Source organism: Streptomyces pseudovenezuelae, assembly GCF_029892565.1.
Classification (GTDB): Bacteria; Actinomycetota; Actinomycetes; order Streptomycetales; family Streptomycetaceae; genus Streptomyces; species Streptomyces pseudovenezuelae_A.
In genome coordinates, this window is sequence record NZ_JARXVH010000002.1 from 160,662 (window position 1) to 182,794 (window position 22,133).

A 22,133-nucleotide genomic window follows, 5' to 3' on the forward strand; every position below is an offset into this window, starting at 1 on the left:
GGCCGGGTCTCCGCTCGCACCTGGGGGGCCTGACAGGCCCCGGTGACCGCACATGAAACTGCCCGCGCACTTAACAGGTCAACGATGTTGTCATAAGGTGCGGGCACCGGCCCCAGGGAGGCAGTCCATGAGCGAGCGCGTCGTCCCGGCCGCCGACCGGCGGCGCAGGCGCCCCACCAAGGCGGGCGTCGTCCTGTCCGAGGAGCTGATCGTCGAGACGGCCCTGAGGCTGATCGAGGAGCACGGCGCCGACGCCCTGTCCGTGCGCCGTCTCGGCCGTGCCCTCGGCGCCGACCCCAGCTCGCTGTACCGCTACTTCCGCCACACCGACGACCTGCTGCTCGCCGTCGCCGACGAGCTCATCGGCCGTACCCTGCGCACCTGGTGCCCCACCGGCGACTGGCGTGCCGACCTGCGCGACCTCGGTCTGCGGATGCACGCGGGCGCCCTCGCCCAGCCCAGGGCCGCCGTGCTCAGCTCGTACCGGGTGACCGGGCGGGTGCACGAGATCCAGGCCGTGGAGGCCATCCTCGGCGTGGTGCGCGGCGCCGGCTTCCCCGACCCCGAGGCCGTGCGGATCTACCACGCCTTCGTCGACCAGTGCCTCGCCTTCGGCGCCCTCGACTCGGCGAGCATCGCGATGCCGAAGACGGCCCGCGCGGCGGACGCGGACGTATGGCGGGCGACGTACGCCAGGCTGCCCGCCGCCACCCACCCGCACATCGCCGCCACCGCCCGCCACCTGGTCGCCGACATGCCACGCAGCTCGTACCCGGCCGCCCTGGACCTCCTGTTGAGCGCGGCGGCGGCACGGCTCGCGGAGATCCGGGCGGGGGAGGAGGGGTGACGGTCACATCGCGGGGCGCCCGAGCGTCATCCCCGTGACAGCAGGTTGTCCGTGATCAAGCCATCGGTCCATCGGTCAGAGAAGGACGTACGACAATGAATCGGCCACCCGCGCGCGATCCCGAACAGCGCAAGCAGGACACGCTCCACCGACTCGAACACGACGAGGACGTCTGGGTCGCCACCGCGGCGCCCGACGGCGGCACGCCGTACCTCGTCCCGCTCTCCTTCCGCTGGGACGGTTCGACGCTGCTGCTCGCCACCCCGGCCACCAGCCCCACCGGCCGCAACCTCAAGGCGACCGGCGTCACGCGCCTCGGTGTCGGCCCGACCCGGGACGTGGTCATGATCGAGGGCACGGTCGAGACGCTGGCCCCCGCGGACCTGTCCGAGCGGGAGGGCGACCTGTTCGCGGCGAAGTGCGGCTTCGATCCACGCCGACTCACCACCTCCTACCTGTACTTCAGGGTGTTCCCGCAGCGCGTGCAGGCCTGGCGGGAGGCGGACGAACTGGACGGGCGTGAGCTGATGCGGGCCGGGAAGTGGCTGGTCGCCGACTGATACCGCCTCCGGAGGACCGCTCCTCCGGCCGGTCAGTCCCTGCCGCCCTTGGCGTCGCCCGGCCAGACGCCGGTTCGGCGCTCGACGGCCGTCGCGCCCGCGCGGTCCGCCGCGCTGCGGGCCACGGCGAACAGGGCGCCCTGGATCGCGGCGGCCACCAGGACCTCCGTCCAGCCACGGTCCCGGTCCAGCGCGTCGGGTGCGTTGTCCTCCTGCCGGATCGCCTTCCACGTCTTCTGGAAGGCGAGGCCGGCCAGCGTCCCGCTCACCCAGCCCAGCGCGAAGCCGAGTGGCTTGTAACCGAGGGGGAGTTTCAGCTTCTTCTGCTTCATCGTCTTGGCCACGTGTCTCTCCTTCGAGTGGTCGATGCCGACGGTGTCACCGAAGCCGAGTGTCCGGAAGAGGCTGTGGGCACACCCGTCTCCCGGGATCCCGGCGCGTGTGAGCCGCGCGCTCAGGGGCAGTCGGCGAGGGTGACTGGGACAGCGTCTGCACAGCAACCCGAAAAAACATCCGATAAGGCACCCGAGGAAACACCCGAGGAAACGCCCGCGAAGAACTCCGACCGCAGGACCCGCGTCACCGTCCTGGTGGCGCTCGCCGCCAACCTGGTGATCGCCGTGGCCAAGGCGGTCGGCGGACTGCTCGCCGGTTCGCCGGCCCTGCTGTCGGAGGCCGCCCACTCCGTGGCCGACAGCCTGAACGAGGTCTTCCTGCTGGCCGCGCTGCGCCGCAGCCGCCGCCCCGCCGACCGGCGCCACCCCTTCGGCTACGGCAAGGAACGCTTCTTCTGGTCGCTCCTCGCCGCCGTCGGGATCTTCGTGATGGGCGGCTGCTTCTCCTTCTTCCAGGGCTTCGAGGCCCTGAGGAACGGCGCCGAGGAGAAGCACAGCGGCTATGTGATGGGCCTGATCGTCCTGGGTGTCGCCTTCGTCGCCGAGGGCCTCTCGCTGGTCAGGGCGCTGCACCAGGCGCACCGGCAGGGCGGCCGGAGCGGACTGCGCGACCCGGCGCTGCGCACGGTCATCGCCGAGGACGGGACGGCGGTGCTCGGTGTGACGCTGGCCGCCGCCGGGATGGCGCTGCACATGGTCACCGGGCAGGTGGCGTGGGAGGCGTCGGCCTCGATGGCGATCGGTGCGCTGCTCGTCTTCGTCGCCTACCGCCTGGGCAGCGACGCCCGTGACCAACTGATCGGCGAGGCCGCGGACCCGGAGGCGGCGGACCGGATCCGGGAACTGCTGGAGGAGCAGCCCGAGATCGACAGCGTGGAGGCCCTGTTCACGATGAAGACGGGCCTCGACAGCGCGCTGGTGGCGGCCCGGGTGGATCTGGTGGGCGGCCTGGACAGCGAGGTGGTCGAGGAGGTCGCCGTCCGGATCAAGCAGACCATCTCTGACGCCGTGTCCGAGGCGGACCAGATCTTCCTGGACATCACCGACCGGCAGGCCCGGGAGGCAGAGGAGAGCCCCGCCGCGACGGGGGAACGCGGCGGGGCCTGACGCACGCGTGCCCGGGGACACCCGGGTCATGCACCCCTGTCCGAAATTTTTTTTCGGAACCTGGTCAGGGGGTGTGCGTCCGAACTCGGATCACGCGTTCCCGGCGCCCGGTTCGAGAACGAAGACGGGAATCTGCCGGTCCGTCTTCTTCTGGTAGTCGGCGTACGGCGGATAGGCCGCGACGGCGCGCTCCCACCACTCGGCCTTCTCCGCACCGGTGACCTCGCGGGCCGTCATGTCCACCGGCTCCGGCCCGTCCTGGAGCTCCACGTGCGGGTCGCCCTTGATGTTGTGGTACCAGACCGGGTGCTTGGGCGCCCCGCCCTGAGAGGCCACCACGGCGTACCGACCGTCGTGCTCGACGCGCATCAGCGGCGTCTTGCGGATCTTGCCGCTCTTGGCGCCGCGGGTCGTGAGCACGATCACCGGCAGGCCGGTGTCCCGCAGGGTGTTCCCCTTGGCGCCGCCGGAGCTCTCGAACAGCTCCACCTGGTCACGCACCCACTGCGCCGGGCTGGGTTCGTACTCGCCCTCAAGAGGCATGGCATCCGTCCCATCGTCGTGTCTACGGGTTTCTTCCGCTCCGCTTCAACAGCGTCGCGTGCGGTAATCATCCCTACCGCATGCCGCTTCCCCCGCACTGCATCGGCGGCACCCGTACGGCCGATGCCGTGACCGGTTTTCGATTCCTGAGCGATCATCCCCGGCCAGAAAACCTCCGTCACCGATCTGGCCGAACTTGTCGTCGTCCCATAGATGCCTGGGGCATCTAATGAAGATCTGCACGACGCACCCTTCGTCTGCGAGGTCTCCCCATGACGGAAACGGAACCCGTCGCCTTCCCCCAGGACCGGACCTGTCCCTACCACCCGCCCACGGCGTACGACCCGCTGCGCACCGACCGCCCGCTGACCCGGATCACCCTCTACGACGGCCGAAAGGCCTGGCTGGTCACGGGACACACGCTTGCCCGGAGCCTGCTCGCCGACCAGCGTCTGTCCAGCGACCGTTCCCACCCCGACTTCCCGGCGCCCAACATTCGCTTCACCGCGGCCAAGAACCGGAAGGTCGCGCTGCTCGGCTTCGACGACCCCGAGCACCGCACGCAGCGGCGGATGATGGTCCCCAGTTTCACCCTCCGGCGGGCCGCCGCACTGCGCCCGGAGATCCAGCGGATCGTGGACGAACGCCTCGACGCGATGATCGCGCAGGGACCGCCCGGCGAGCTGGTGAGCGCCTTCGCGCTGCCCGTGCCGTCGATGGTGATCTGCGCGCTGCTCGGCGTCCCCTACGCCGACCACGAGTTCTTCGAGGGGCAGTCGCGCCGGCTGCTGCGCGGCCCGAAGGTCTCCGACGTACAGGACGCCCGCGATCAACTGGACGCGTACTTCGCGCAGTTGATCGACACGAAGCTGAAGCAGTCGGAGCCCGGTGACGGCGTGCTGGACGAACTCGTCCACGAGAAACTGCGCGAGGGCGAGCTGGACCGCCGTGAGGTCATGTCGTTCGCGACCATCCTGCTGATCGCGGGGCACGAGACGACGGCCAACATGATCTCGCTCGGCACCTTCGCGCTGCTCCAACACCCCGAGCGCCTCGCCGAATTGCGTGCGCGGCCCGAGCTGCTGCCCGACGCGGTCGAGGAGCTGATGCGCATGCTGTCGATCGCCGACGGACTGCTGCGCCGGGCCACCGAGGACATCGAGGCGGGCGGCACGACCATCAGGGCCGGCGACCCGGTGCTCTTCTCGACCTCGGTCATCAACCGCGACGCCGACGTCTACGAGGACCCCGACACCTTCGACTGGCACCGGCCGAACCGCCACCATGTCGCCTTCGGCTTCGGCATCCACCAGTGCCTCGGCCAGAACCTGGCCCGCGCCGAACTCGAGATCGCCCTGCGCACCCTCTTCGAGCGGCTGCCCACCCTGCGCCTGGCCGTCCCGGCGGAGGAGATCCCCTTCAAGCCCGGCGACACGATCCAGGGGATGCTGGAACTCCCCGTGACCTGGTAAGAGGCTGACGGCCATGCACATCGACATCGACAAGGACGTCTGTATCGGCGCCGGCCAGTGCGCCCTGGCCGCCCCGAAGGTCTTCACCCAGGACGACGACGGATTCAGCGCGCTGCTGCCGGGCCGCGAGGACGGCGGCGCAGACCCGATGGTGCGGGAGGCCGCCCGGGCCTGCCCGGTGAGTGCGATCGCCGTGTCGGACGACTGAGGTTCAGCGGGCCCGCAGCAGGAGTCGCGCCGCTTCGCGCGCCTCCCGCGCGGGCTCCGTGCTCCGCGTGATGCCGGCGCTGACCATCGCCCCCTCGGCCAGCAGGAACAACTGCCCGGCCAGGGCGTCGGGCAGCCCGGCAGCCGCCACGAGCCCGGTCAGGTAATCCCTGAACTCCCGCTTGTGCGCCCGTACTTGGGCCGTCACCCGGGCGGAGGTGGCGCCCAGTTCACCGTAGGAGTTGATCCACGCGCACCCGCGGAACCCCTCCTCGCCGAACCACCCCTCCAGCCAGTCGAAGACGGCCAGGATCCGCTCCTCGGGATCCTCCCGGTCCGCCACGAACGCGGCGAGCCGCCCGCGCCAGCGCACGTCCCGCCTCTCCAGATACGCCTCCACCAGCTGCTCCTTCGCCGGGAACAGCCGGTAGAGCCGCTTGAGCGAGAGGCCCGAGGCGCCGCGCACGTCGTCCATGCCGACGGACTGGATGCCCCGCCCGTAGAACAGCTCCTCGGCGGCGTCCAGCGCCTGCTCCCGGGCGGCTGCGCTGTCCGTGACGGCCATCTCCGTACGACCCTTCCTTGACGCGAGAACGAGCGTTCTCCTACGGTAGCAGCCAGTCGGAGAACGCACGTTCTCCTGGCCTGTCCGCACCAGTTCGCCCGTCGAGGAGCACTCCATGGCCGACCGTCCGCCCCTGCCCCCGTTCACCCGCGAGACCGCCGCGCAGAAGGTCCAGGCCGCCGAGGACGCCTGGAACACCCGCGATCCGCACAAGGTCTCGCTCGCCTATTCCGAGGACTCGGTCTGGCGCAACCGCGACACCTTCGTCACCGGCCGCGCCGAGATCGTCGAGCTCCTCACCGCCAAGTGGGCGCGCGAGCGCGAGTACGCCCTGCGCAAGGACCTGTGGGCCTACGACGGCAACCGCATCGCGGTCCGGTTCCAGTACGAGTGCCGCGACGCCGACGGCCAGTGGTGGCGCAGTTACGGCAACGAGCTGTGGGAGTTCGACGAGCACGGCCTGATGACCCGGCGCGAGGCCAGCATCAACGACGTGCCCATCGAGGAGAAGCAGCGTCGCATCCACGGCCCGCGCCCCGAGGCCGAACGCGGGGCGACCTTCCCGCTTGAGTAGGGTTCCCGGGATGACCGAACCGGACCCGAAACCCTTCCTCTACGTCGTCGTCTGCGCCGCCGGGATCGCCGCCGACGTCAGCAAACTGATCACGGCCGCGCAGGAGCGGGACTGGGAGGTGGGCGTCATCGCCACGCCCGTGGCGGCGGGCGGCTTCTTCGATCCGGCCGCCGTGGAGGCGCAGACCGGCCGGCCCGTCCGCTCCGCCTGGCGGGCACCCGGCGATCCACGCCCCTTCCCGCCGCCGGACGCGGTCGTGGTGGCGCCGGCGACCTTCAACACGATCAACAAATGGGCCGCGGGACTGGCCGACACCCTCGCCGTCGCCACCCTCTGCGAGGCGTACGGCCTCGGCGTACCGGTCGCCGTACTGCCGTGCGTGGCCGACGCGTTGGCCGCCCACCCCGCCTACGAGGACAGCCTGATACGGCTGCGCGGGATGGGCGTCCGGTTCGGCGAGCCCTACTCCGGTGAGGTGGGGCAGGACGGCGCACGGCCTGAGTTCGGGTGGGAGCGGGCACTGGACCTTCTGGAGCGGTCGAGGCCGTGAGCTTCGTCGGACCGTGACTCCCGGCGGGGACGACGTACGCTCCGAATCAGTACCTCATCTCGAAGGCGGGAGCAGCAAAGATGCAGTACGTGAAGCTCGGTTCGACGGGTCTGGACGTGTCGCGGATCTGTCTGGGCTGCATGACCTACGGCCTGCCCGACCGGGGCGTGCACGAGTGGACCCTCGACGAGGAGGCCTCGCGTCCGCTGATCCGGCAGGCGCTGGAGGCCGGGATCAACTTCCTGGACACGGCGAACGTCTACTCCGACGGCACCAGCGAGGAGATCGTCGGAAAGGCGCTCCGCGACTTCGCCGACCGCGACGAGGTCGTGCTCGCGACGAAGGTGCACGGGCGGACGCGGCCGGGACCCAACGGCGGTGGGCTGTCCCGCAAGGCGATCCTGACCGAGATCGACCACAGCCTGAGCCGGCTCGGCACCGACTACGTCGACCTCTACCAGATCCACCGCTTCGACCCGCACACCCCGATCGAGGAGACGATGGAAGCGCTGCACGACGTGGTGAAGGCGGGCAAGGCGCGCTATATCGGGGCGAGTTCGATGTACGCCTGGCAGTTCTCGAAGATGCAGTACACCGCCGAGCGGCACGGCTGGACGAAGTTCGTGTCGATGCAGAACCACTACAACCTCCTCTACCGCGAGGAGGAGCGCGAGATGCTGCCGCTCTGCGCCGACCAGGGCGTCGGCGCCCTGCCCTGGAGCCCGCTCGCCCGCGGCCGGCTCACCCGGGACTGGGGCACCGTCACCGAGCGCAGCGCCAGCGACGACTTCGGCAGCCGCCTCTACGCCGAGGGCGACCGCGGTGTGGTCGAGGCCGTCACCCGCATCGCCGGCGACCGCGGCGTTCCGCGCGCCCAGGTCGCCCTCGCCTGGCTGCTGCGCCAGAACACCGTGGCGGCCCCGATCGTCGGCGCGGCCAAGCCACAGCACATCGAGGACGCGGTGGCCGCCGTCGAACTGGAGCTCAGCGACAAGGAGTTGGAGGAGCTGGAGCAGCCCTACGCTCCGCACCCGATCATCGGTCACTGAGCTAGTCGCACACCGGCGCTCAATGGGGCCCGTGCGGTGCGAACTCCGTGCCGCACGGCCCCGCGCCCTCGCTCTCCGCCAGCACCACCCGGTCGCCACTCATCGACACCGTCCGGTAGTACGCGCCGATCCGCTCGGCCGACCGCCCCACGTAGTGGCCGATGAACGAGCGGCGGAACCGATCGGCCGTGCCGTTGGGCTGCGAGCCGTGCACCAGGCTGCCGTTGAAGAACAGGACGTCTCCCGGCAGCAGGTCGACGGGCACGGCCGCGAGTCCCGGCGGCGGCGGAACGTACTCCCGCGCGAACGACACCCCCTCGTCCGCCTCCTCCGGGCAGAACAGGTCCATCCGGTGCGTACCGGGGACGACTTCGAGCCCGCCGTTGTCCCGGTCGATCACATCGCAGGCCACCCACGCGGCCACGCACGTGCCCGGCTCGACCCGCAGATAGAAGTTGTCCTGGTGCAGCGCCTGCCCCCGGGCCCCCGGCGGCTTGAAGTAGAACATGCTCTGCGCGGCCAGCACCTCCTCGCCGAGCAGCGTCTCCAGCACCGACCCCAGCCGTGCGTCGAGCAGGACGCGCAGCGCGAGCCCGTTGATCTCGTGCGGCTGCATCACGCGCGGGTGGGTGTGCAGGGGGTCGGGGCCGGGGCGCGGCGCGAAATACCCCGGTACCGGCCCGGCCGCGTGCAGCGCCCTGAACTCGGCGCACAGCCGGTCGATCTCGTCGTACCCGAAGAGCCCCCGGACGATCGTGAACCCGTCCTCGCGAAACCCCTCCAGCCCGGCCTGGGTCAGGATGGGAGTGCCGACGGAGCTGTTGCCTGTGACTGTCATGCGTCCACTCCTCGCTGAGGTGTCCTACGCATGTCACGCTAGGCCGCCGCACAGCTGAGAGGGATGCCCGTGAATGCTGACCGATTGCCCGGCACTGCTGCCCCCGGCGACCCCGCTCCGCCACCCGGCCTGGTCGTGGTCGGCCGCTACCACCAGCTCCAGGGCTACGGCGTGAACCGGCCCCGCGGCGCCGACAGTTGGCTGTTCACCTGGACCACGGGCGGCGGCGGCCGGCTGCGTCAGGGCGGGACCGAAGCACGGGCCGGCGTGGGGGACCTGGTGGTACTCGCCCCGGGTGTCCCGCACCAGTACGCCGTCGAACCGGGCGCTCAGTACTGGGAGTTCTGGTGGGCCCACTGCGTGGCGCGGCCGTCCTGGTCACCCTGGCTGCGCCCGTACGACACCGGCGACGGCCTGTACGTCGTCACCCCCACACCGCCGGCGCTGCACGGCCGTGTCGAGGCCGCGTTCCGCCGGATGCACGCCGACGCCCGCTGGACGGGGAGCGAGCCGCCGCCCGTCGGCGTGTCGGGGGACGAAAGGGTCACCGTTGCCCATGCGACCGCCGCCCGGGAACTCGCCCTGACCTCCCTGGAGGAGGTCGTCCTGCTCACGGCCGCCACCGCCCGGCCGACGGCGCCCGCGTCGGGTGTCGACCTCCGGGTGCGCCGGGCGCAGGAGCTGATCGACGCCGATCCGGGCGCCCCGCACACCGTCCGTTCGCTCGCCGAGAGTGTTTCCCTTTCGCCCTCCCGATTCGCCCACCTGTTCACCCGTCAGGCGGGCCGGTCCCCGATGCGGGCGCTGCGCGAGGCGCGGCTGAGGCATGCCGCCCGGTTGTTGGAAAGCACGGACTTGTCGGTGGAGCGGGTGGCGGCCGCGTCGGGGTTCGTCAGCGCGTTCCACTTCAATCGGGTGTTCCGCGCACGATTTGGACTACCGCCGGGCGCCTACCGGGCGGGCGGTTCAATGGTTGGCGAGTGAAGGGTGTCGCCCGGTGGGAGCCGAGGGGCGTGTGGTGGAACCCCTGGTCAATGGTTCGCGGCGGGTTCGGTACGGGGCCAAGTGAATACCATTGCCAATTAGCGCTTGGATTCGGCGGTCAACTCTCAGGGGCCCTGATTGACGATTCGTCAAATCCCAACTCCAGGCACCTAAAGCAGAAAACCGCGGGATCCCTTGTTCCGGTTCGCTGACCTGTGCAAAGGTGTGCCCTGTCGGCGCACGGACCATAAGCATTCCGCTGTGCGTACGAGGTCTCTCCCGTTCACTCCCAGGCTTCAAAAGGGCTGTTCCCGGGGGTGTTGGGGGTACCGAATCCCGTACGACTGGATCTCGTCGCTTTGTCGACGAATCCCCATACCACCCGGTATGGACCTGAAGTCGCATGCCTCGAGAGGAATGCAGCCGTGAATGACGCCGGTCTGTCGAATTCCCCCACATCGGTCAGCCAGTTCGAGGTCACGGACGAGCAACTGAGTGCCGAACTGAAGAAGTGGACCGGGGCGACACCAGCGCTGCAACCCGTCGGGGAACTGCTCGACCGGCACTGGGAGGCGGCGTTCGCCTACGCCAGGCTGTGCACCGACGGCAGCCGGGCGGCGGGAATGCTCACCACCGCGGCATTCACCCGATTGTTCGGCGAGACCCTGCGCCAGACCGGACCGTCCGCGGCATGGCGGCCTCAACTGCTGGTCACCGTCCGGCGAATCGCGGCGGAATGGGACACCGACCGCAGTCGCGAACTCCTCCACCCCGACCTGCGCTCCCGGCCCGGCGAGGGCAACCGGGTGGCGTCCCGGCTGCTGCCGCCCGCGAACCGGCGGCTGCTGTCGGGCGCGTTCCAGCGGCTGCCCCAGTCGGCCCGCTGTCTGCTGTGGCACGCGGACGTCGAGTCGGAACCGGCGGCGATACCCGCCGCGCTGCTGGGCCTCGAGGAGGAGGACGCCCGCGTCGAACTGCGCCGGGCCCGCGAGCGGCTGCGCGAGGAGTGCCTCCAGGTCCACCGCGAACTCGCCCCCGAGCAGGAGTGCCGCCGCTACCAGCGGATGCTCGACGTGACCTACCGGCGCGGCGGGATCGACGTCGACCCCGACCTCGCCGCCCACCTCGCCGGGTGCAAGCACTGCAGCCACACCGCCGACCAGCTGGCCCAGTTCAACCAGGGCCTCGGCCTCGCGCTCGCCGAGGCGGTGCTCGGCTGGGGGGCCCGCGCCTATGTGGAGTCGCGGTTCATCCACGACGACGGCACGGCCGCCGAGGCGGAGGGCGAGCGCCCGGCGATGGCCGGCGAGCCCTTCGTCACCGTCCCGACCGCGACCGGCGCCGGGATGCGCACCGGCACCCGCAGGGCCTCGCGCCGCTCCGCCCACAAGGCCGCCCGCCGGGCCGCCGCCCGCAGACGCAACCTGGCCGCCGGCGTCCTGACGGTGAGCGGGCTGATCGTCCTCCCGCTGGTCGTGTGGTCCTCGCTCGACTCGAACGACGGACACACCACCTCCGAGGCGGGCCAGACCGCCGAGACGCCCGGCTCCGGCAAGAGCACCGAGGGCGACCCGTCCTGGGTCGGGACCGGGGCGTCCGCCGAGGGCGCGATGCAGGGACGGCTGCACAACGTCGACTCCGGGCTGTGCGTCACCGTCGTCGGCAAGAAGGCGGTCAAGGGCGCGGAGGCCGAACTCGCGGCCTGCTCCACGGCGACGGTCCAGCAGTGGTCCTACGAGACCGACGGACGGCTGCGCAGCGGTGACGACCCCGGCCTGTGCCTGGACTCCCGGCTCGGCTACTCGGTCCAGCTCGCGCCCTGCACGGGCGTGAGCGCGAAGGACGCCAAGGACATCCGCTACGACTTCACCCTGCAGGGCACCCTGGTGCCGCGCTGGGACCAGGACCTGGCGCTGACCGCCGCCGCCACCGACGGATCCGGCGCCCTGGTCCTCAAGACCCGCGACGACAGCACCACCCAGCGCTGGGTGTTCGACACCTCGAAGGCCGACCTCCAGATGGAGGTGGTCAACTGGGACGCCCAGAGCGAGCGCACGCCGACGCCCACGGCCTCGCCCACCCACAAGGCGGCCAAGAAGCCGTCGTCCACCCCGACGCCGACACCGTCCGCGACCCCGTCGACCGCCCAGCCGACGCCGACCGTCACGTACCCCGCGGACCAGTACTGCTACTACAACCCGTACGCCTGCTACGGCGGTGGAAACGGTGGCGGATACGGCGGTGGCGACGGTCACGGTGGCGGTGGCCACCACTGATCGGGGCGGCGTTCAGCTCCCGACCACCTGGAGCGACAGCCACAGAGCCGCCACGGCCGACAGGAGTGAGGCGGGCACGGCGAGCAGACCGAGCCGGGTGAACTCCCCGAGGTCCACGTCCTCGTCGTGGCGGTGCACGATGCGCCGCCACAACAGTGTCGCCAGCGATCCCGCGTACGTCAGGTTCGGGCCGATGTTGACCCCGAGCAGCACCGCCAGCACGGCGCCGGGCCCGGCAGCGGCGGTCAGTGGCAGCAGGACCAGGACCGCGGGCAGGTTGTTGATGAGGTTCGCCAGCACGGCGGCCAGCACGGCGATACCGAGCAGTGCCAACAGGCCGGACCCCTTGGGAAGCACATGGTCGAGGGCATCGGCCAGGCCGTTGTCGACCACCGCGCGCACCACGACACCGAGGGCGAGCACGAAGGCCAGGAAGGCCGGGGCCGAGGCCCGCACCACGGCCAGCGGCGTCTCCCGCCGTCGTACCAGCGCGCGGACGGCCAGCACCAGCGCGCCCGCGAACGCCGCCCACGCGGGCTCGATGCCGGCCGCGGAGGTCACGACGAACCCGGCGAGCGTGCAGCCCACGGTGATCAGCGCGAACAGCGGCAGCTCGGGCTCCTCGCCCGGCTCGGGGGCGCGCTCGGACACGCTCAGCTCGTCGGCGAAGAAGCGCCGGAAGATCAGGTACTCGGCGCCGATCGCGACCACCCACGGCAGCGTCATCAGCGCCGCGAACCGGGTGAAGCTCAGCCCGCTGGTCTCGAACGCCAGCAGGTTGGTGAGGTTGGACACCGGCAGCAGCAGAGAGGCCGTGTTCGACAGGTGGGCGCACGCGTAGAGGTGCGGCTTGGCGCGGACACCGGCCCGGGCCGCGGTGGCGAACACCACCGGAGTCAGCAGCACCACGGTGGCGTCCAGGCTCAGCACGGCCGTGATCACCGAGGCCAGCAGGAACACCGCGCCCAGCAGCCGACCCGGCGAGCCGGCGGCCCGGCGGGCCATCCACGCCCCGCACGCCTGGAAGAGCCCCTCGACATCGCACAGATGGGCCAGCACCAGCACCGCCGCGAGAAAGCCCACCACCGGCCCGAGCCGCTGGATCTCGTCCAGGGCGTGCGCCGGCGAGATCGCCCCGGCGACGATCACCAGCCCCGCCGCGGGGACCGCCATCACGGCCTCGGGCAGGCCTTTGGGCCGCAACACCGCGAAAGCGAGGACGGCGACGAGCAGCACGACGGACAGGGATTCGGCGAGCGGGGCGTTCAGAGCGGGTCCTAGCGGTGGAGTGGAGCGGGAACGACCATGAAATCAGCCGGAAGTAAGAAATCCGCGCGCCACCCCCCGCGGCTCACGCGCCGGAACCCGGGCTGAACACCGTCAGGCGGACCGAGGAGGAGTTCCCGGACACGGGCACCTGGCCGCCGGTCCACTTCACCTTGAGCGGGTCCTTCTCGTCCGGCGGCGTCACGACCAGCGTCGCCGGGGTCGCCGACTTGGCACCGCTGACCTCTGGGTTGGAGAACGTCAGCCCCGCCCACGCGCTCTGGCCCGGCGCCAGCGTGACCGTCTCCGGCGCGCCCGAGGAGCGCTTCGGGTCCGGCCCCAGCTGCTTGCCCGCGGAGTCGGCGAACGCGGCACCCGGGTAGCCGCGGACCGTGCAGGTGTGGGAGGCGGTGTTGGTCAGCACGATCGGGAAGTTCTCCTGACCGGCCCCGGGGTCGTTGTGTCCGACGGTCGCGCGCAACTGCGAGGTGTGGCAACGGGTGCTGACGCTGCCGGACGCCGACACCCCCTCGGAGGGGGTGGTGCCGGTACCGGAGGAGGGGTTGGTGTCCGAGGAGGAACCGGACGGCGTGGCGTTCGGCGACTCGGCGGGGGAGTCGGAGCCGTCGGTGGCCGGTCCCGCCGTGCCCGACAGGGTGCTCGGCGAGCTCGCGGAACCGTCGTCGTTGCCGCACGCGGTCAGCAGGCCCAGTACGGCGACCGCGCTCGCGAGCAGTGCGGCCCGGCGGCGGGCGGGAGAGTTCTTCGCCATCGTTCTCAACACTCCTGGTATCTCCTCGCACACGACCAGGCGTGTGCGTACGGCGCTGTGTGCCCCGTCATGTATGTCCGATGCGGGACCGGACGAAAAAGTTCGGACGAGTTTCGGAGAAATCCGTGGACGTCCCCGACAGGCGACCGTGGACGTCCCCGACAGGCGAGCGTGTCAGTCCCCGATACGTACGGACGCCAGGAGGCGCTCGACCGACGGGGCCGCGCTCTTCCGCCGGATCTGCACATAGACCTGGGGTCGGGCCGTGCCGGAGGCCGGAGAGAGCGCGGCCTCGGTGAGGGAGCCCTGACTGCCCGGGCAGCCGCTCCAGGTACGGACGGTGCCGTGCCAGCGCGCGCCCGTGTAGGCCCGGGAGCCGTCGTAGGAACAGCCCGTGTGGGTGAGCGCGGCCACCGCCGCCGGAAGGTCGCCGTGCTCGCTCAGGCCGACGAACACGCCGTTCACCCCGGTCTTGAGGTCCGGCCAGTCCGTCAGGTCGTCGGCGACCGAGAAGCCCGGCTCGTGACCGGTGGGCAGCCCGAGCGCCTTCGGATCCCACCCGGAGTCGCGCAGCTGACGGTCCCAGGAGCGAGGGACCTCCGCCGTGACCCGGCCGGTCGTGTCCGTGACCTGGACGTCCTCGGAGTCCGAGGACCCGTCGTGCCGGTCGACCAGCGCCAGGGCGGTGCCCGTGGCCGCGAGCACGGCGACGGCCAGGACGAGCGTCAGGACCGTCCTACGACGCGGGCGGGGCCGGCGGACGGGCGAGGCGAGCCGCTCCAGCTCCTCCGCGAAGGCCAGCGCCTCCGGCCAGCGCCGCTCCCGGTCCGGCTCCAGGGCGCGCAGCAGAGCCCGCTGGACGTCCGGGTCCAGATCCGGGCGCAGCCGGTCGGGACGGACGACGTACCCGGGCTCGCCCGGCACCGCGCCGGTGATCAGGTGGTAGCCGACCGCACCCAGGCTGTACACGTCGGCCCGGGTGTCGATGCCCATGCCGGGCTGGGCCTGCTCGGGCGGCCGGTAACCCGCCGACCCGGCCGCCAGCGTGAGCCCGGACGCCTGCGCCAGGCTCTTGGCAAGGCCGAGGTCGGCCAGCAGCACCCGCGGGCTGCCGCCGGGGGAGGAGCGCAGCAGTACGTTGCTCGGCTTGATGTCCCGGTGCACGATCCCCGCCTCGTGCAGCGCCGCAGCGCCCCGGGCGGCCAGCGCCGTCAGCCGCAGCGCCTCGGACACCGGGAGCGGGCCGCCGGTGAGCAGGTCGTCGAGGGTGCCGCCGTCGGCGTACTCCATGACGAAGTACGGCCTGCCGTCCGGCAGTTCACCGATGTCGTAGACCTGCACCACCCGGTCGGAACCGGCCCGGCGCAGCATTCGGGCCTCGGCCAGGAACCGCTCCCGGACGTCGAGCCGGTGGCTCCAGTTGTCGGCGAGGACCTTGACCGCGACCGGCGCTTCGAGCTCGTCGTCCTGGGCGAGCCAGACGGTGCCGAAGGCGCCCGTGCCCAGGCGCCGCTCAAGGCGGTAGCGGCCGATCCGCTCGACGGAATGCATGCGACTATCATGCCTGGTCGTGGACCGACCCCGAGCACAGCACCTGGTACCGCCGACCGAAGACCTCGCCCGCGCCGCGGCCGCGGGTGACCCGGCGGCGCTGGACTCCCTGCTCACCCAGATGTGGCCCGAAGTCGTCCGGCGCTGCGGGCGGTTCCTGCCCTGCCGCGAGGACGCCGAGGAGGCCGCGCAGGACGTCCTGCTGCAAGTCTCCCGGAAGATCGGCACCTTCGAGGGGCGCAGCCGCTTCAGCACCTGGCTGTACACCGTGGTGGCCAACTGCTGCCGGCAGAAGTACCGCGAGCTCAAGCGCCGGGCCGCCGAGTCGCCCACCTCGGTCGAGTACGACGTGCACGCCGACCCGCGCACGACGAGCGTCATCGTCGGCTCCCGGATCGACCTGCTGGAGGCGCTTGACCGGCTGGAGCGCGAACACCCGCGCCTGGTCGAGCCGTTGGTGTACCGGGACCTCTGCCAGCTCGACTACGCGGAGGCCGCCGAGCGGGTCGGCATCCCGCTCGGCACCTTCAAGTCCCGGCTGCACGAGGCGCGCAGGCAGATCAGGCCCTGGCTCGGCATCGCGCAGTAAAAGTTCCGCCAAGAGAACGCACGTCTTCGGGAGGGCTCAGTCCTCCGGGAGGAGCGTGATCTCCGCCCAGATCGTCTTGCCGTCCGCCGTGTGCCGGCTGCCCCAGCGCTCGGTGAGCTGGGCGACCAGGAGCAGACCGCGGCCCCCCTCGTCCCAGGTCTTGGCGCGGCGCAGGTGCGGAGCGGTGTGGTTGGTGTCGGACACCTCGCAGATCAACGTCGTCGCGTCGTGGATCAGCCGCAGCCGGATGGGGTGGGCGCCGTACCGGATGGCGTTGGTGACGAGCTCGCTCACCACCAGCTCGGCGGTGAACGCGGCCTCCTGGAGCCCCCAGACGTCGAGCTGCTCGACGACCTGCTTGCGGATGGGCGAGACGAGCGACGGGTCGGCCGGGATGTCCCAGGTCGAGACCTGGGAGGCGGGCAGCCCCCGGGTGCGGGCCAGCAGCAGGGCCACGTCGTCGGCGACACCGCCCGCCGGCAGCAGCGTGTTCAGGACCCGGTCGCAGGTCTCGTCGAGCGAGTCGGAGTACGTCGCCAGCGCCTCGCGCAGCAGCCGGTGGCCGGCGTCGACGTCCCGCTCGCGGGACGCGATCAGCCCGTCCGTGTAGAAAGCGAGGACGCTGCCCTCGCGCACATCCAGCTCGGCGGACTCGAACGGCAGCCCGCCCAGACCCAGCGGCGGTCCGGCCGGCAGGTCGATCTGCCGCGCCGTACCGCGGGGCGGGACGACGACCGGGGGTGGATGACCGGCCCGCGCCAGGGTGCAGCGCCGGGACACCGGGTCGTAGACCGCGTACAGACAGGTCGCGCCGACCTCGCCGGGGCTGCCCTCGCCGCCGGCCTCCGCGGACAGCCGTACCACCAGGTCGTCGAGGTGGGTGAGCAGTTCGTCGGGGGCCAGGTCGATGTCGGCGAGGGTGCGGACGGCGGTGCGCAGCCGGCCCATGGTGGCCGAGGCCTGGATGCCGTGTCCGACGACGTCCCCGACGACCATGGCGACCCGCATCCCGGACAGTGGGATCACGTCGAACCAGTCGCCGCCCACCCCGGCCCGTGCCGCGGGCAGATAGCGCGAGGCCGCCTCCACGGCGGCCGTGCGCGGCAGGGTGCGGGGCAGCAGACTGCGCTGCAGCGCGAGGGCGGTGTCGCGTTCGCGGGAGTAGCGGCGGGCGTTGTCGATGCAGACGCCGGCCCGGGCGGTGATCTCCTCGGCCAGCAGCACGTCGTCGGCCGTGAACGGGTCCGGTCTGCGGTAGCGGCGGAAGACCGCGACCCCCAGAGTCGTGCCGCGGGCCTGGATCGGCACGGACATGGACGAGTGGACGCCGTACTCCCTGGCCCGGTCGCTGCGCGGTTCGTTGTGGGCGAGCCATTCGTCGAGGTCGCCCGCCGTCACCGAGGCGACCACGGAGCGGCCCGCGATGAGGGAGTCGGCCTGGGGCGAGCCGGTGGGGTAGATCTCCAGCTGACCGGACTTGATCACGGCCTCGGGGCTGCCGGGGTTGACCGACCCGTGCGCGGCGCGGCGCAGACCGATCGGGGCGGTGAGCCGCAGCGGCGGCTCACCGTGCTCCTGCGGGTCCAGCAGATCGACGCTCACGAAGTCGGCGAGCGCGGGCACGCAGACGTCCGCCAGCTCCTGTGCCGTGCGGGTGACGTCGAGGGTGCTGCCGATCCGCACGCTCGCCTCGTTGACCAGCTGGAGCCGCTCGCGGGCCAGATAGTGCTCGGTGAAGTCGTGGCCGGTCAGACAGACGCCCTGGACCCGTCCCGCCGCGTCGATGAGCGGGGCGAGCCGGGTCAGCTGGGCGGTGGCCTTGCTGAAGCCGCTGGGGCGGAGGTAGCTGGGGATGTCCCGGGGCAGGCCCGTGGTGAGCACGTCGGTCAAATACTGTTCGAGTTCCGTGTTCTCCGAGCGGAAGCCGATGTCAGAGACCCGGAGGCCGATCACCTGGCCCGGGGGCAGGTCGATGATCTCCATCATGCGGTCGTTGAGCCAGCGCAGGCGCAGCTTCCGGTCGCAGACCAGCATGGGGCACGGGGACTGGGAAAGGGCGGCGGAGGTCAGCGTCTCGTGCGGCGGGTCGAGGTCCGCGGTGTCGGGCGGGACGACGGCGTGCCAGGTGTCCGGGGCGCCCGGTGCCGAGGCGCGCAGGGCGAGCAACCGGACGGAGACGGTGTGCCCGTCCCGGTGACGCAGGGCGAGGGGGCCGTTCCACCGGCGGTCGGCCGGCGCGCCGGGCGGAGCCTTGGCGGGGTCGGCCAGGAGGGCGGCGGCGGGGCGGCCCAGCACGTCGGTCTCCGTGTACCCGAGCAGCCGCCGGGCGCCGGCGCTCCACCGGACGACAGCGCCATGGTCGTCGATGACGGCCCGCGCGGTCGAGGCATCGTCGAACGGATCCACCGGGCTCATCGTCGCCACTCCATCGCGCCTACGCACAGTGAACAGGTGCGTAACTCGTGTTCCACCCTAGTGCGTCCCGCTCCCGCGTGAACGACAAACACCGACCCCGCGGTGAGGGCGACGACAGGGCGGGTGACCAGGCATATGCCGGGCCCGATGGCGGTCGGGCCGCGGCCGGGACCGGGCGGCCCGGCCGTCCAACGTGGCCGCTGAGGCAGAAGGCGCTTTCCGCACCCTTGACGGGGCGGTGTGGCAGGTCGTCAGAATCTGTTTGTTCGCGATCAGTTGCGCGATCAGTTGTGAGTACTTCTGGGCCCTGATGAGGGAGAGCCGCCATGACGGTCACTCGCAGATCGGTTTTGCTCGCCTCCGCCGCCGCGCCCGCGGCCGGAGCACTTCTCTCCACCCCGGTCGCCCGGGCCGCCGAGGCCGCCGCCGGGGGCGGATCCGGCCGCCGGACGGTCGCCCTGCGCGACGGCTGGCGCTTCGCGCTGGTCAATCCGGGTGGCATCACCGATCCGACCGGCGCATACGCACAGGCCGCCGACCCCGCCTACGACGACTCGACGTGGCGCGAGGTCGCGGTCCCGCACGACTGGAGCATCGAGCAGACGCCCACCACCGAGCACGGCACGACCAGCGGCACCGGCTTCTTCCCGGGCGGCCTCGGTTGGTACCGGCTCGCCTTCACGCTGCCGCCCGCCTTCGCCGGCCGCCGGATCTCGGTCGAGTTCGACGGCGTCTACATGGACTCCTACGTCTACTGCAACGGCACCGAGGTCGGCCGGCACCCTTACGGCTACACCGGCTTCGCCTTCGACCTCACCGACTTGCTGCACACCGACGGCACCACCGAGAACGTGATCGCCGTCAAGGTGCAGAACCAGCTCCCCAGCAGCCGCTGGTACTCGGGCAGCGGCATCTACCGCGAGGCCCGCCTGGTCGTCACCGAACCGGTGCACGTGGAGCGCTGGGGTACGTACGTCACGACGCCGGACATCACCGCGGAGCGGGCCGTCGTGCGGGTCGCCACCGCCGTGCTGAACGAGACCGGGGCCGCGAGCCAGGTCGAGATCAGGTCGAAGGTGACGGACCCGCGCGGCCGGACGGTGGCTCGCGCGACGAGCACGGTCGCCGTCGCCGACCGGGCCACCGAGACCCACGAACTCGCCGTCGCCGAACCGAAGTTGTGGGACTTCACGGCCCCGCACCGCTACTCCTTGGAGACCGAACTGCGCGTCGGCGGCGAGGTGGTCGACACCTACCGCACCGCCTTCGGCATCCGCACCTACCGCTTCGACCCGGCCGAGGGCTTCTTCCTCAACGGCACCCACGCCAAGATCAAGGGCGTCGACCTGCACCACGACCAGGGCGCCCTCGGCGCGGCCATCAGCGTCGACGCCGTCCGCAGACAGCTGACCATCATGAAGTCGATGGGCGTCAACGCCTTCCGCACCTCGCACAACCCGCCCTCGCCGCAGATCGTCGAGGTGTGCGACGAGTTGGGCATCGTGATGATGGTGGAGGCCTTCGACTGCTGGCGGACCGGCAAGACGACGTACGACTACGGGCGCTTCTTCGACCAGTGGTGCGAGAAGGACGCCACCGAGATGGTCCTCGCGGCCCGCAACTCGCCCGCCGTGGTGCTGTGGTCGATCGGCAACGAGGTCCCCGACTCCACCTCCACCGCCGGTCTCGCCATGGCCGACCGGATCATCGGCGCCATCAGGGCCGCCGACGACACGCGCCCGCTGGTCATCGGCTCCGACAAGTACCGCAGCGTGCCGAGGAAGGGCTCGGCCTCGGACCTGATGCTCGCCAAGCTGGACGGCCTGGGCCTCAACTACAACACCGCCAAGTCCGTCGACGGCCTGCACGCCGCCTACCCCGACCTGTTCCTCTTCGAGTCCGAGTCCTCCTCGGAGACCTCCACCCGCGCGACCTACCAGGAGCCGGAGCACCTCAACACCGGCGAGAACTACACGCCGGGCAAGCGGGCGACCTCCTCGTACGACAACAACCTCTCCTCCTGGACCATGAGCGGCGAGTACGGCCACAAGAAGGACCGGGACCGGAAGTGGTTCGCGGGGCAGTTCCTGTGGTCCGGCATCGACTACATCGGCGAGCCGACGCCGTACAACGTCTTCCCGGTGAAGGCGTCCTTCTTCGGCGCCGTCGACACGGCCGGCTTCCCCAAGGACATGTACTACCTCTTCCAGAGCCAGTGGATCGCCGAGCCGATGGTCCATCTGCTGCCCATGAGCTGGAACCACGAGAAGGGCGACACGGTCGAGGTCTGGGCCTACTCCAACGTCGCCACGGTCGAGCTGTTCCTGAACGGAAAGTCCCTCGGCACGCGGACCTTCGACACGAAGAAGACCACCGACGGCCGCGCCTACCTGGAGACCACCGAGGCCACCGGCGACGACAAGACCTTCACCGACGGCCCCTATCCGGGCAGCTACACGAGCCCCAACGGCAGCGCGGGCAAGCTCCACCTGATCTGGAAAGTGCCCTACATGCCGGGGGAGTTGAAGGCGGTGGCGCGCAGCGGAGGCAAGGTGGTGGCCACCGATGTGCTGCGCACGGCGGGTGAGCCGCATGCCGTACGGCTCACCACCGACCGCAAGTCGCTTGCCGCGGACGGGCGTTCGCTGGTGTTCGTGACCGCGGACGTCGTCGACGCGCACGGAGTGGTGGTGCCCGACGCCGAGCACCTGATCACCTTCGACGTGAAGGGAGGCTCGCTCGCCGGGCTCGACAACGGCCGCGAGGAGAGCGCCGAGCGCTACCAGGCGACGACCCGAACCGCCTTCCACGGCAAGGCGCTTGCCATCGTCCGATCCGGCACCAGGCCGGGCAGCCTGAAGGTGACCGCACGCGCGGAGGGCCTGCGGACGGGCACGACGACCGTGCGCACAGCGCATGCGGGGTCGGCCGCCCTCACCACGCCGGCGAAGTTCGAGCCCGAAGCGTCGGCCGCCGTGAACTACCCGCACGCGGACGCCAGTTACTCCGGCCGCCCGGACACCCTGCCCGCCGCGATGCTCGACGGCGACGCGGCCACCGGCTGGTCCAACGGCTTCGCGAAGTCGGCCACGGCCCTGCTGCCCGCCTTCAGCGGCGCCCGCCCCGAGGACTGGGTCTCCGTCGACTTCGGACGGACCCGGACCTTCGGCCGGGTGGAGGTCTCGTTCACCGTGGACGCGACCCACAGCCTGCCCGGGTCCGTGGCGGTGGAGGTGTGGGACGGCCGTCGGTACGCGCCGGTCGCAGGAGCGGACGTCGGCTGGGCCACCGCCTCGGACACGCCGACCGTCGTCACCTTCGACGCCGTGCGCGGCTCACGGCTGCGGCTCACGCTGACCAGCAGCCGCCCGGGTGAGGCGGCCGGTGCGGTGCGGATCAGCAAGGTGGAGGTGCCGGCGGGCTGAGCGGGCGCGACGGTCCGGATGGGAACCAGTTCTGTCCGGACCGTTGACGGAGTGTCATGGCTCGAACAAGCATGAGTCGCGTCCGCATCTGGGAGCGCTCCCACCGACAGGGAGCGTCACCCGCCCCTCCCGCCCGAGGAGCCCAGAC

20 protein-coding genes are annotated in these 22,133 nt (G+C 71.3%); 12 read left to right on the forward strand and 8 right to left on the reverse strand.

What is annotated here, in order from left to right:
- The first annotated feature begins 127 nt into the window (after positions 1-127).
- Both M2283_RS05505 and M2283_RS05510 read left to right on the forward strand, forming a co-directional pair.
- On the forward strand, positions 128-847 hold the full coding sequence (locus tag M2283_RS05505) for a TetR/AcrR family transcriptional regulator (protein WP_280874881.1): 720 nt from the start codon (positions 128-130) through the stop codon (positions 845-847).
- A 95-nt stretch (positions 848-942) separates the two neighbouring features.
- A complete protein-coding gene (locus M2283_RS05510) occupies positions 943-1,407 on the forward strand; it encodes a pyridoxamine 5'-phosphate oxidase family protein (RefSeq protein WP_280874882.1) in 465 nt (154 codons plus the stop codon).
- 32 nt (positions 1,408-1,439) lie between these two features.
- Here M2283_RS05510 and M2283_RS05515 read toward each other — a convergent pair whose 3' ends face one another.
- Entirely contained in the window at positions 1,440-1,739 is a 300-nt protein-coding gene (locus M2283_RS05515) for a DUF4235 domain-containing protein (protein WP_432423037.1), read from the reverse strand.
- Between the two features lie 255 nt (positions 1,740-1,994).
- On the opposite strand from M2283_RS05515, the gene M2283_RS05520 reads away from it, so the two are divergent.
- Positions 1,995-2,909, forward strand: a complete 915-nt coding sequence (locus tag M2283_RS05520) for a cation diffusion facilitator family transporter (protein WP_280875555.1) — start codon at positions 1,995-1,997, stop codon at positions 2,907-2,909.
- A gap of 90 nt (positions 2,910-2,999) precedes the next feature.
- Here M2283_RS05520 and M2283_RS05525 read toward each other — a convergent pair whose 3' ends face one another.
- Complete coding sequence (locus M2283_RS05525) at positions 3,000-3,452, reverse strand: nitroreductase family deazaflavin-dependent oxidoreductase (RefSeq protein WP_280874884.1); 453 nt, start codon at positions 3,450-3,452, stop codon at positions 3,000-3,002.
- A gap of 272 nt (positions 3,453-3,724) precedes the next feature.
- Here M2283_RS05525 and M2283_RS05530 point away from each other — a divergent pair, with 272 nt between their 5' ends.
- Both M2283_RS05530 and M2283_RS05535 read left to right on the forward strand, forming a co-directional pair.
- On the forward strand, positions 3,725-4,924 hold the full coding sequence (locus M2283_RS05530) for a cytochrome P450 (protein ID WP_280874885.1): 1,200 nt from the start codon (positions 3,725-3,727) through the stop codon (positions 4,922-4,924).
- Positions 4,925-4,937: 13 nt separating this feature from the next.
- Positions 4,938-5,132, forward strand: a complete 195-nt coding sequence (locus M2283_RS05535; RefSeq protein ID WP_280874886.1) for a ferredoxin — start codon at positions 4,938-4,940, stop codon at positions 5,130-5,132.
- A 3-nt stretch (positions 5,133-5,135) separates the two neighbouring features.
- Here M2283_RS05535 and M2283_RS05540 read toward each other — a convergent pair whose 3' ends face one another.
- Positions 5,136-5,696: a TetR/AcrR family transcriptional regulator gene (locus tag M2283_RS05540; RefSeq protein WP_280874887.1), complete on the reverse strand. Its 561-nt coding sequence runs from the start codon at positions 5,694-5,696 to the stop codon at positions 5,136-5,138.
- Positions 5,697-5,811: 115 nt separating this feature from the next.
- On the opposite strand from M2283_RS05540, the gene M2283_RS05545 reads away from it, so the two are divergent.
- The 3 genes from M2283_RS05545 to M2283_RS05555 all read left to right on the forward strand — a co-directional run bounded on the left by M2283_RS05545 (position 5,812) and on the right by M2283_RS05555 (position 7,869).
- A complete protein-coding gene (locus M2283_RS05545) occupies positions 5,812-6,270 on the forward strand; it encodes a nuclear transport factor 2 family protein (protein ID WP_280874888.1) in 459 nt (152 codons plus the stop codon).
- 10 nt (positions 6,271-6,280) lie between these two features.
- On the forward strand, positions 6,281-6,820 hold the full coding sequence (locus M2283_RS05550; protein ID WP_280874889.1) for a flavoprotein: 540 nt from the start codon (positions 6,281-6,283) through the stop codon (positions 6,818-6,820).
- An 80-nt stretch (positions 6,821-6,900) separates the two neighbouring features.
- Positions 6,901-7,869: an aldo/keto reductase gene (locus tag M2283_RS05555; protein ID WP_280874890.1), complete on the forward strand. Its 969-nt coding sequence runs from the start codon at positions 6,901-6,903 to the stop codon at positions 7,867-7,869.
- Between the two features lie 19 nt (positions 7,870-7,888).
- Here M2283_RS05555 and M2283_RS05560 read toward each other — a convergent pair whose 3' ends face one another.
- Positions 7,889-8,707 carry a phytanoyl-CoA dioxygenase family protein gene (locus M2283_RS05560; RefSeq protein WP_280874891.1) on the reverse strand — a complete coding sequence of 273 codons (819 nt, stop codon included), beginning with the start codon at positions 8,705-8,707 and terminating at the stop codon, positions 7,889-7,891.
- 63 nt (positions 8,708-8,770) lie between these two features.
- Here M2283_RS05560 and M2283_RS05565 point away from each other — a divergent pair, with 63 nt between their 5' ends.
- Positions 8,771-9,691, forward strand: coding sequence for a helix-turn-helix domain-containing protein (locus M2283_RS05565; protein WP_280874892.1), 921 nt, complete (start codon positions 8,771-8,773; stop codon positions 9,689-9,691).
- Between the two features lie 425 nt (positions 9,692-10,116).
- Positions 10,117-11,967 carry an RICIN domain-containing protein gene (locus M2283_RS05570; RefSeq protein WP_280874893.1) on the forward strand — a complete coding sequence of 617 codons (1,851 nt, stop codon included), beginning with the start codon at positions 10,117-10,119 and terminating at the stop codon, positions 11,965-11,967.
- 12 nt (positions 11,968-11,979) lie between these two features.
- Here M2283_RS05570 and M2283_RS05575 read toward each other — a convergent pair whose 3' ends face one another.
- The 3 genes from M2283_RS05575 to M2283_RS05585 form a co-directional block, all read right to left on the reverse strand.
- Entirely contained in the window at positions 11,980-13,236 is a 1,257-nt protein-coding gene (locus M2283_RS05575; RefSeq protein WP_280875556.1) for an arsenic transporter, read from the reverse strand.
- Positions 13,237-13,318: 82 nt separating this feature from the next.
- Positions 13,319-14,005 carry a DUF4232 domain-containing protein gene (locus tag M2283_RS05580; protein WP_280874894.1) on the reverse strand — a complete coding sequence of 229 codons (687 nt, stop codon included), beginning with the start codon at positions 14,003-14,005 and terminating at the stop codon, positions 13,319-13,321.
- A 174-nt stretch (positions 14,006-14,179) separates the two neighbouring features.
- The gene (locus M2283_RS05585; RefSeq protein WP_280874895.1) at positions 14,180-15,556 is read right to left on the reverse strand and encodes a serine/threonine-protein kinase; all 1,377 of its coding nucleotides are present in this window, start codon (positions 15,554-15,556) and stop codon (positions 14,180-14,182) included.
- On the opposite strand from M2283_RS05585, the gene M2283_RS05590 reads away from it, so the two are divergent.
- Complete coding sequence (locus M2283_RS05590; RefSeq protein WP_432423030.1) at positions 15,555-16,145, forward strand: RNA polymerase sigma factor; 591 nt, start codon at positions 15,555-15,557, stop codon at positions 16,143-16,145. The two genes, M2283_RS05585 and M2283_RS05590, sit on opposite strands and share 2 nt — an antisense overlap.
- A gap of 36 nt (positions 16,146-16,181) precedes the next feature.
- Here M2283_RS05590 and M2283_RS05595 read toward each other — a convergent pair whose 3' ends face one another.
- The gene (locus M2283_RS05595; RefSeq protein WP_280874897.1) at positions 16,182-18,560 is read right to left on the reverse strand and encodes a SpoIIE family protein phosphatase; all 2,379 of its coding nucleotides are present in this window, start codon (positions 18,558-18,560) and stop codon (positions 16,182-16,184) included.
- Between the two features lie 326 nt (positions 18,561-18,886).
- Here M2283_RS05595 and M2283_RS05600 point away from each other — a divergent pair, with 326 nt between their 5' ends.
- Complete coding sequence (locus tag M2283_RS05600; protein ID WP_280874898.1) at positions 18,887-21,985, forward strand: glycoside hydrolase family 2 TIM barrel-domain containing protein; 3,099 nt, start codon at positions 18,887-18,889, stop codon at positions 21,983-21,985.
- Positions 21,986-22,133: the final 148 nt, after the last annotated feature.

Excerpts from the sequence above, each read along its gene's own strand:
- M2283_RS05505 (WP_280874881.1), top strand. The coding sequence starts at position 128 with ATGAGCGAGCGCGTCGTCCCGGCCGCCGACCGGCGGCGCAGGCGCCCC.
- M2283_RS05510 (WP_280874882.1), top strand. The coding sequence starts at position 943 with ATGAATCGGCCACCCGCGCGCGATCCCGAACAGCGCAAGCAGGACACG.
- M2283_RS05515 (WP_432423037.1), bottom strand. The coding sequence starts at position 1,739 with ATGAAGCAGAAGAAGCTGAAACTCCCCCTCGGTTACAAGCCACTCGGC.
- M2283_RS05525 (WP_280874884.1), bottom strand. The coding sequence starts at position 3,452 with ATGCCTCTTGAGGGCGAGTACGAACCCAGCCCGGCGCAGTGGGTGCGT.
- M2283_RS05530 (WP_280874885.1), top strand. The coding sequence starts at position 3,725 with ATGACGGAAACGGAACCCGTCGCCTTCCCCCAGGACCGGACCTGTCCC.
- M2283_RS05535 (WP_280874886.1), top strand. The coding sequence starts at position 4,938 with ATGCACATCGACATCGACAAGGACGTCTGTATCGGCGCCGGCCAGTGC.
- M2283_RS05540 (WP_280874887.1), bottom strand. The coding sequence starts at position 5,696 with ATGGCCGTCACGGACAGCGCAGCCGCCCGGGAGCAGGCGCTGGACGCC.
- M2283_RS05545 (WP_280874888.1), top strand. The coding sequence starts at position 5,812 with ATGGCCGACCGTCCGCCCCTGCCCCCGTTCACCCGCGAGACCGCCGCG.
- M2283_RS05550 (WP_280874889.1), top strand. The coding sequence starts at position 6,281 with ATGACCGAACCGGACCCGAAACCCTTCCTCTACGTCGTCGTCTGCGCC.
- M2283_RS05555 (WP_280874890.1), top strand. The coding sequence starts at position 6,901 with ATGCAGTACGTGAAGCTCGGTTCGACGGGTCTGGACGTGTCGCGGATC.
- M2283_RS05560 (WP_280874891.1), bottom strand. The coding sequence starts at position 8,707 with ATGACAGTCACAGGCAACAGCTCCGTCGGCACTCCCATCCTGACCCAG.
- M2283_RS05565 (WP_280874892.1), top strand. The coding sequence starts at position 8,771 with ATGCCCGTGAATGCTGACCGATTGCCCGGCACTGCTGCCCCCGGCGAC.
- M2283_RS05580 (WP_280874894.1), bottom strand. The coding sequence starts at position 14,005 with ATGGCGAAGAACTCTCCCGCCCGCCGCCGGGCCGCACTGCTCGCGAGC.
- M2283_RS05590 (WP_432423030.1), top strand. The coding sequence starts at position 15,555 with ATGCGACTATCATGCCTGGTCGTGGACCGACCCCGAGCACAGCACCTG.
- M2283_RS05585 (WP_280874895.1), bottom strand. The coding sequence starts at position 15,556 with ATGCATTCCGTCGAGCGGATCGGCCGCTACCGCCTTGAGCGGCGCCTG.
- M2283_RS05595 (WP_280874897.1), bottom strand. The coding sequence starts at position 18,560 with ATGAGCCCGGTGGATCCGTTCGACGATGCCTCGACCGCGCGGGCCGTC.
- M2283_RS05600 (WP_280874898.1), top strand. The coding sequence starts at position 18,887 with ATGACGGTCACTCGCAGATCGGTTTTGCTCGCCTCCGCCGCCGCGCCC.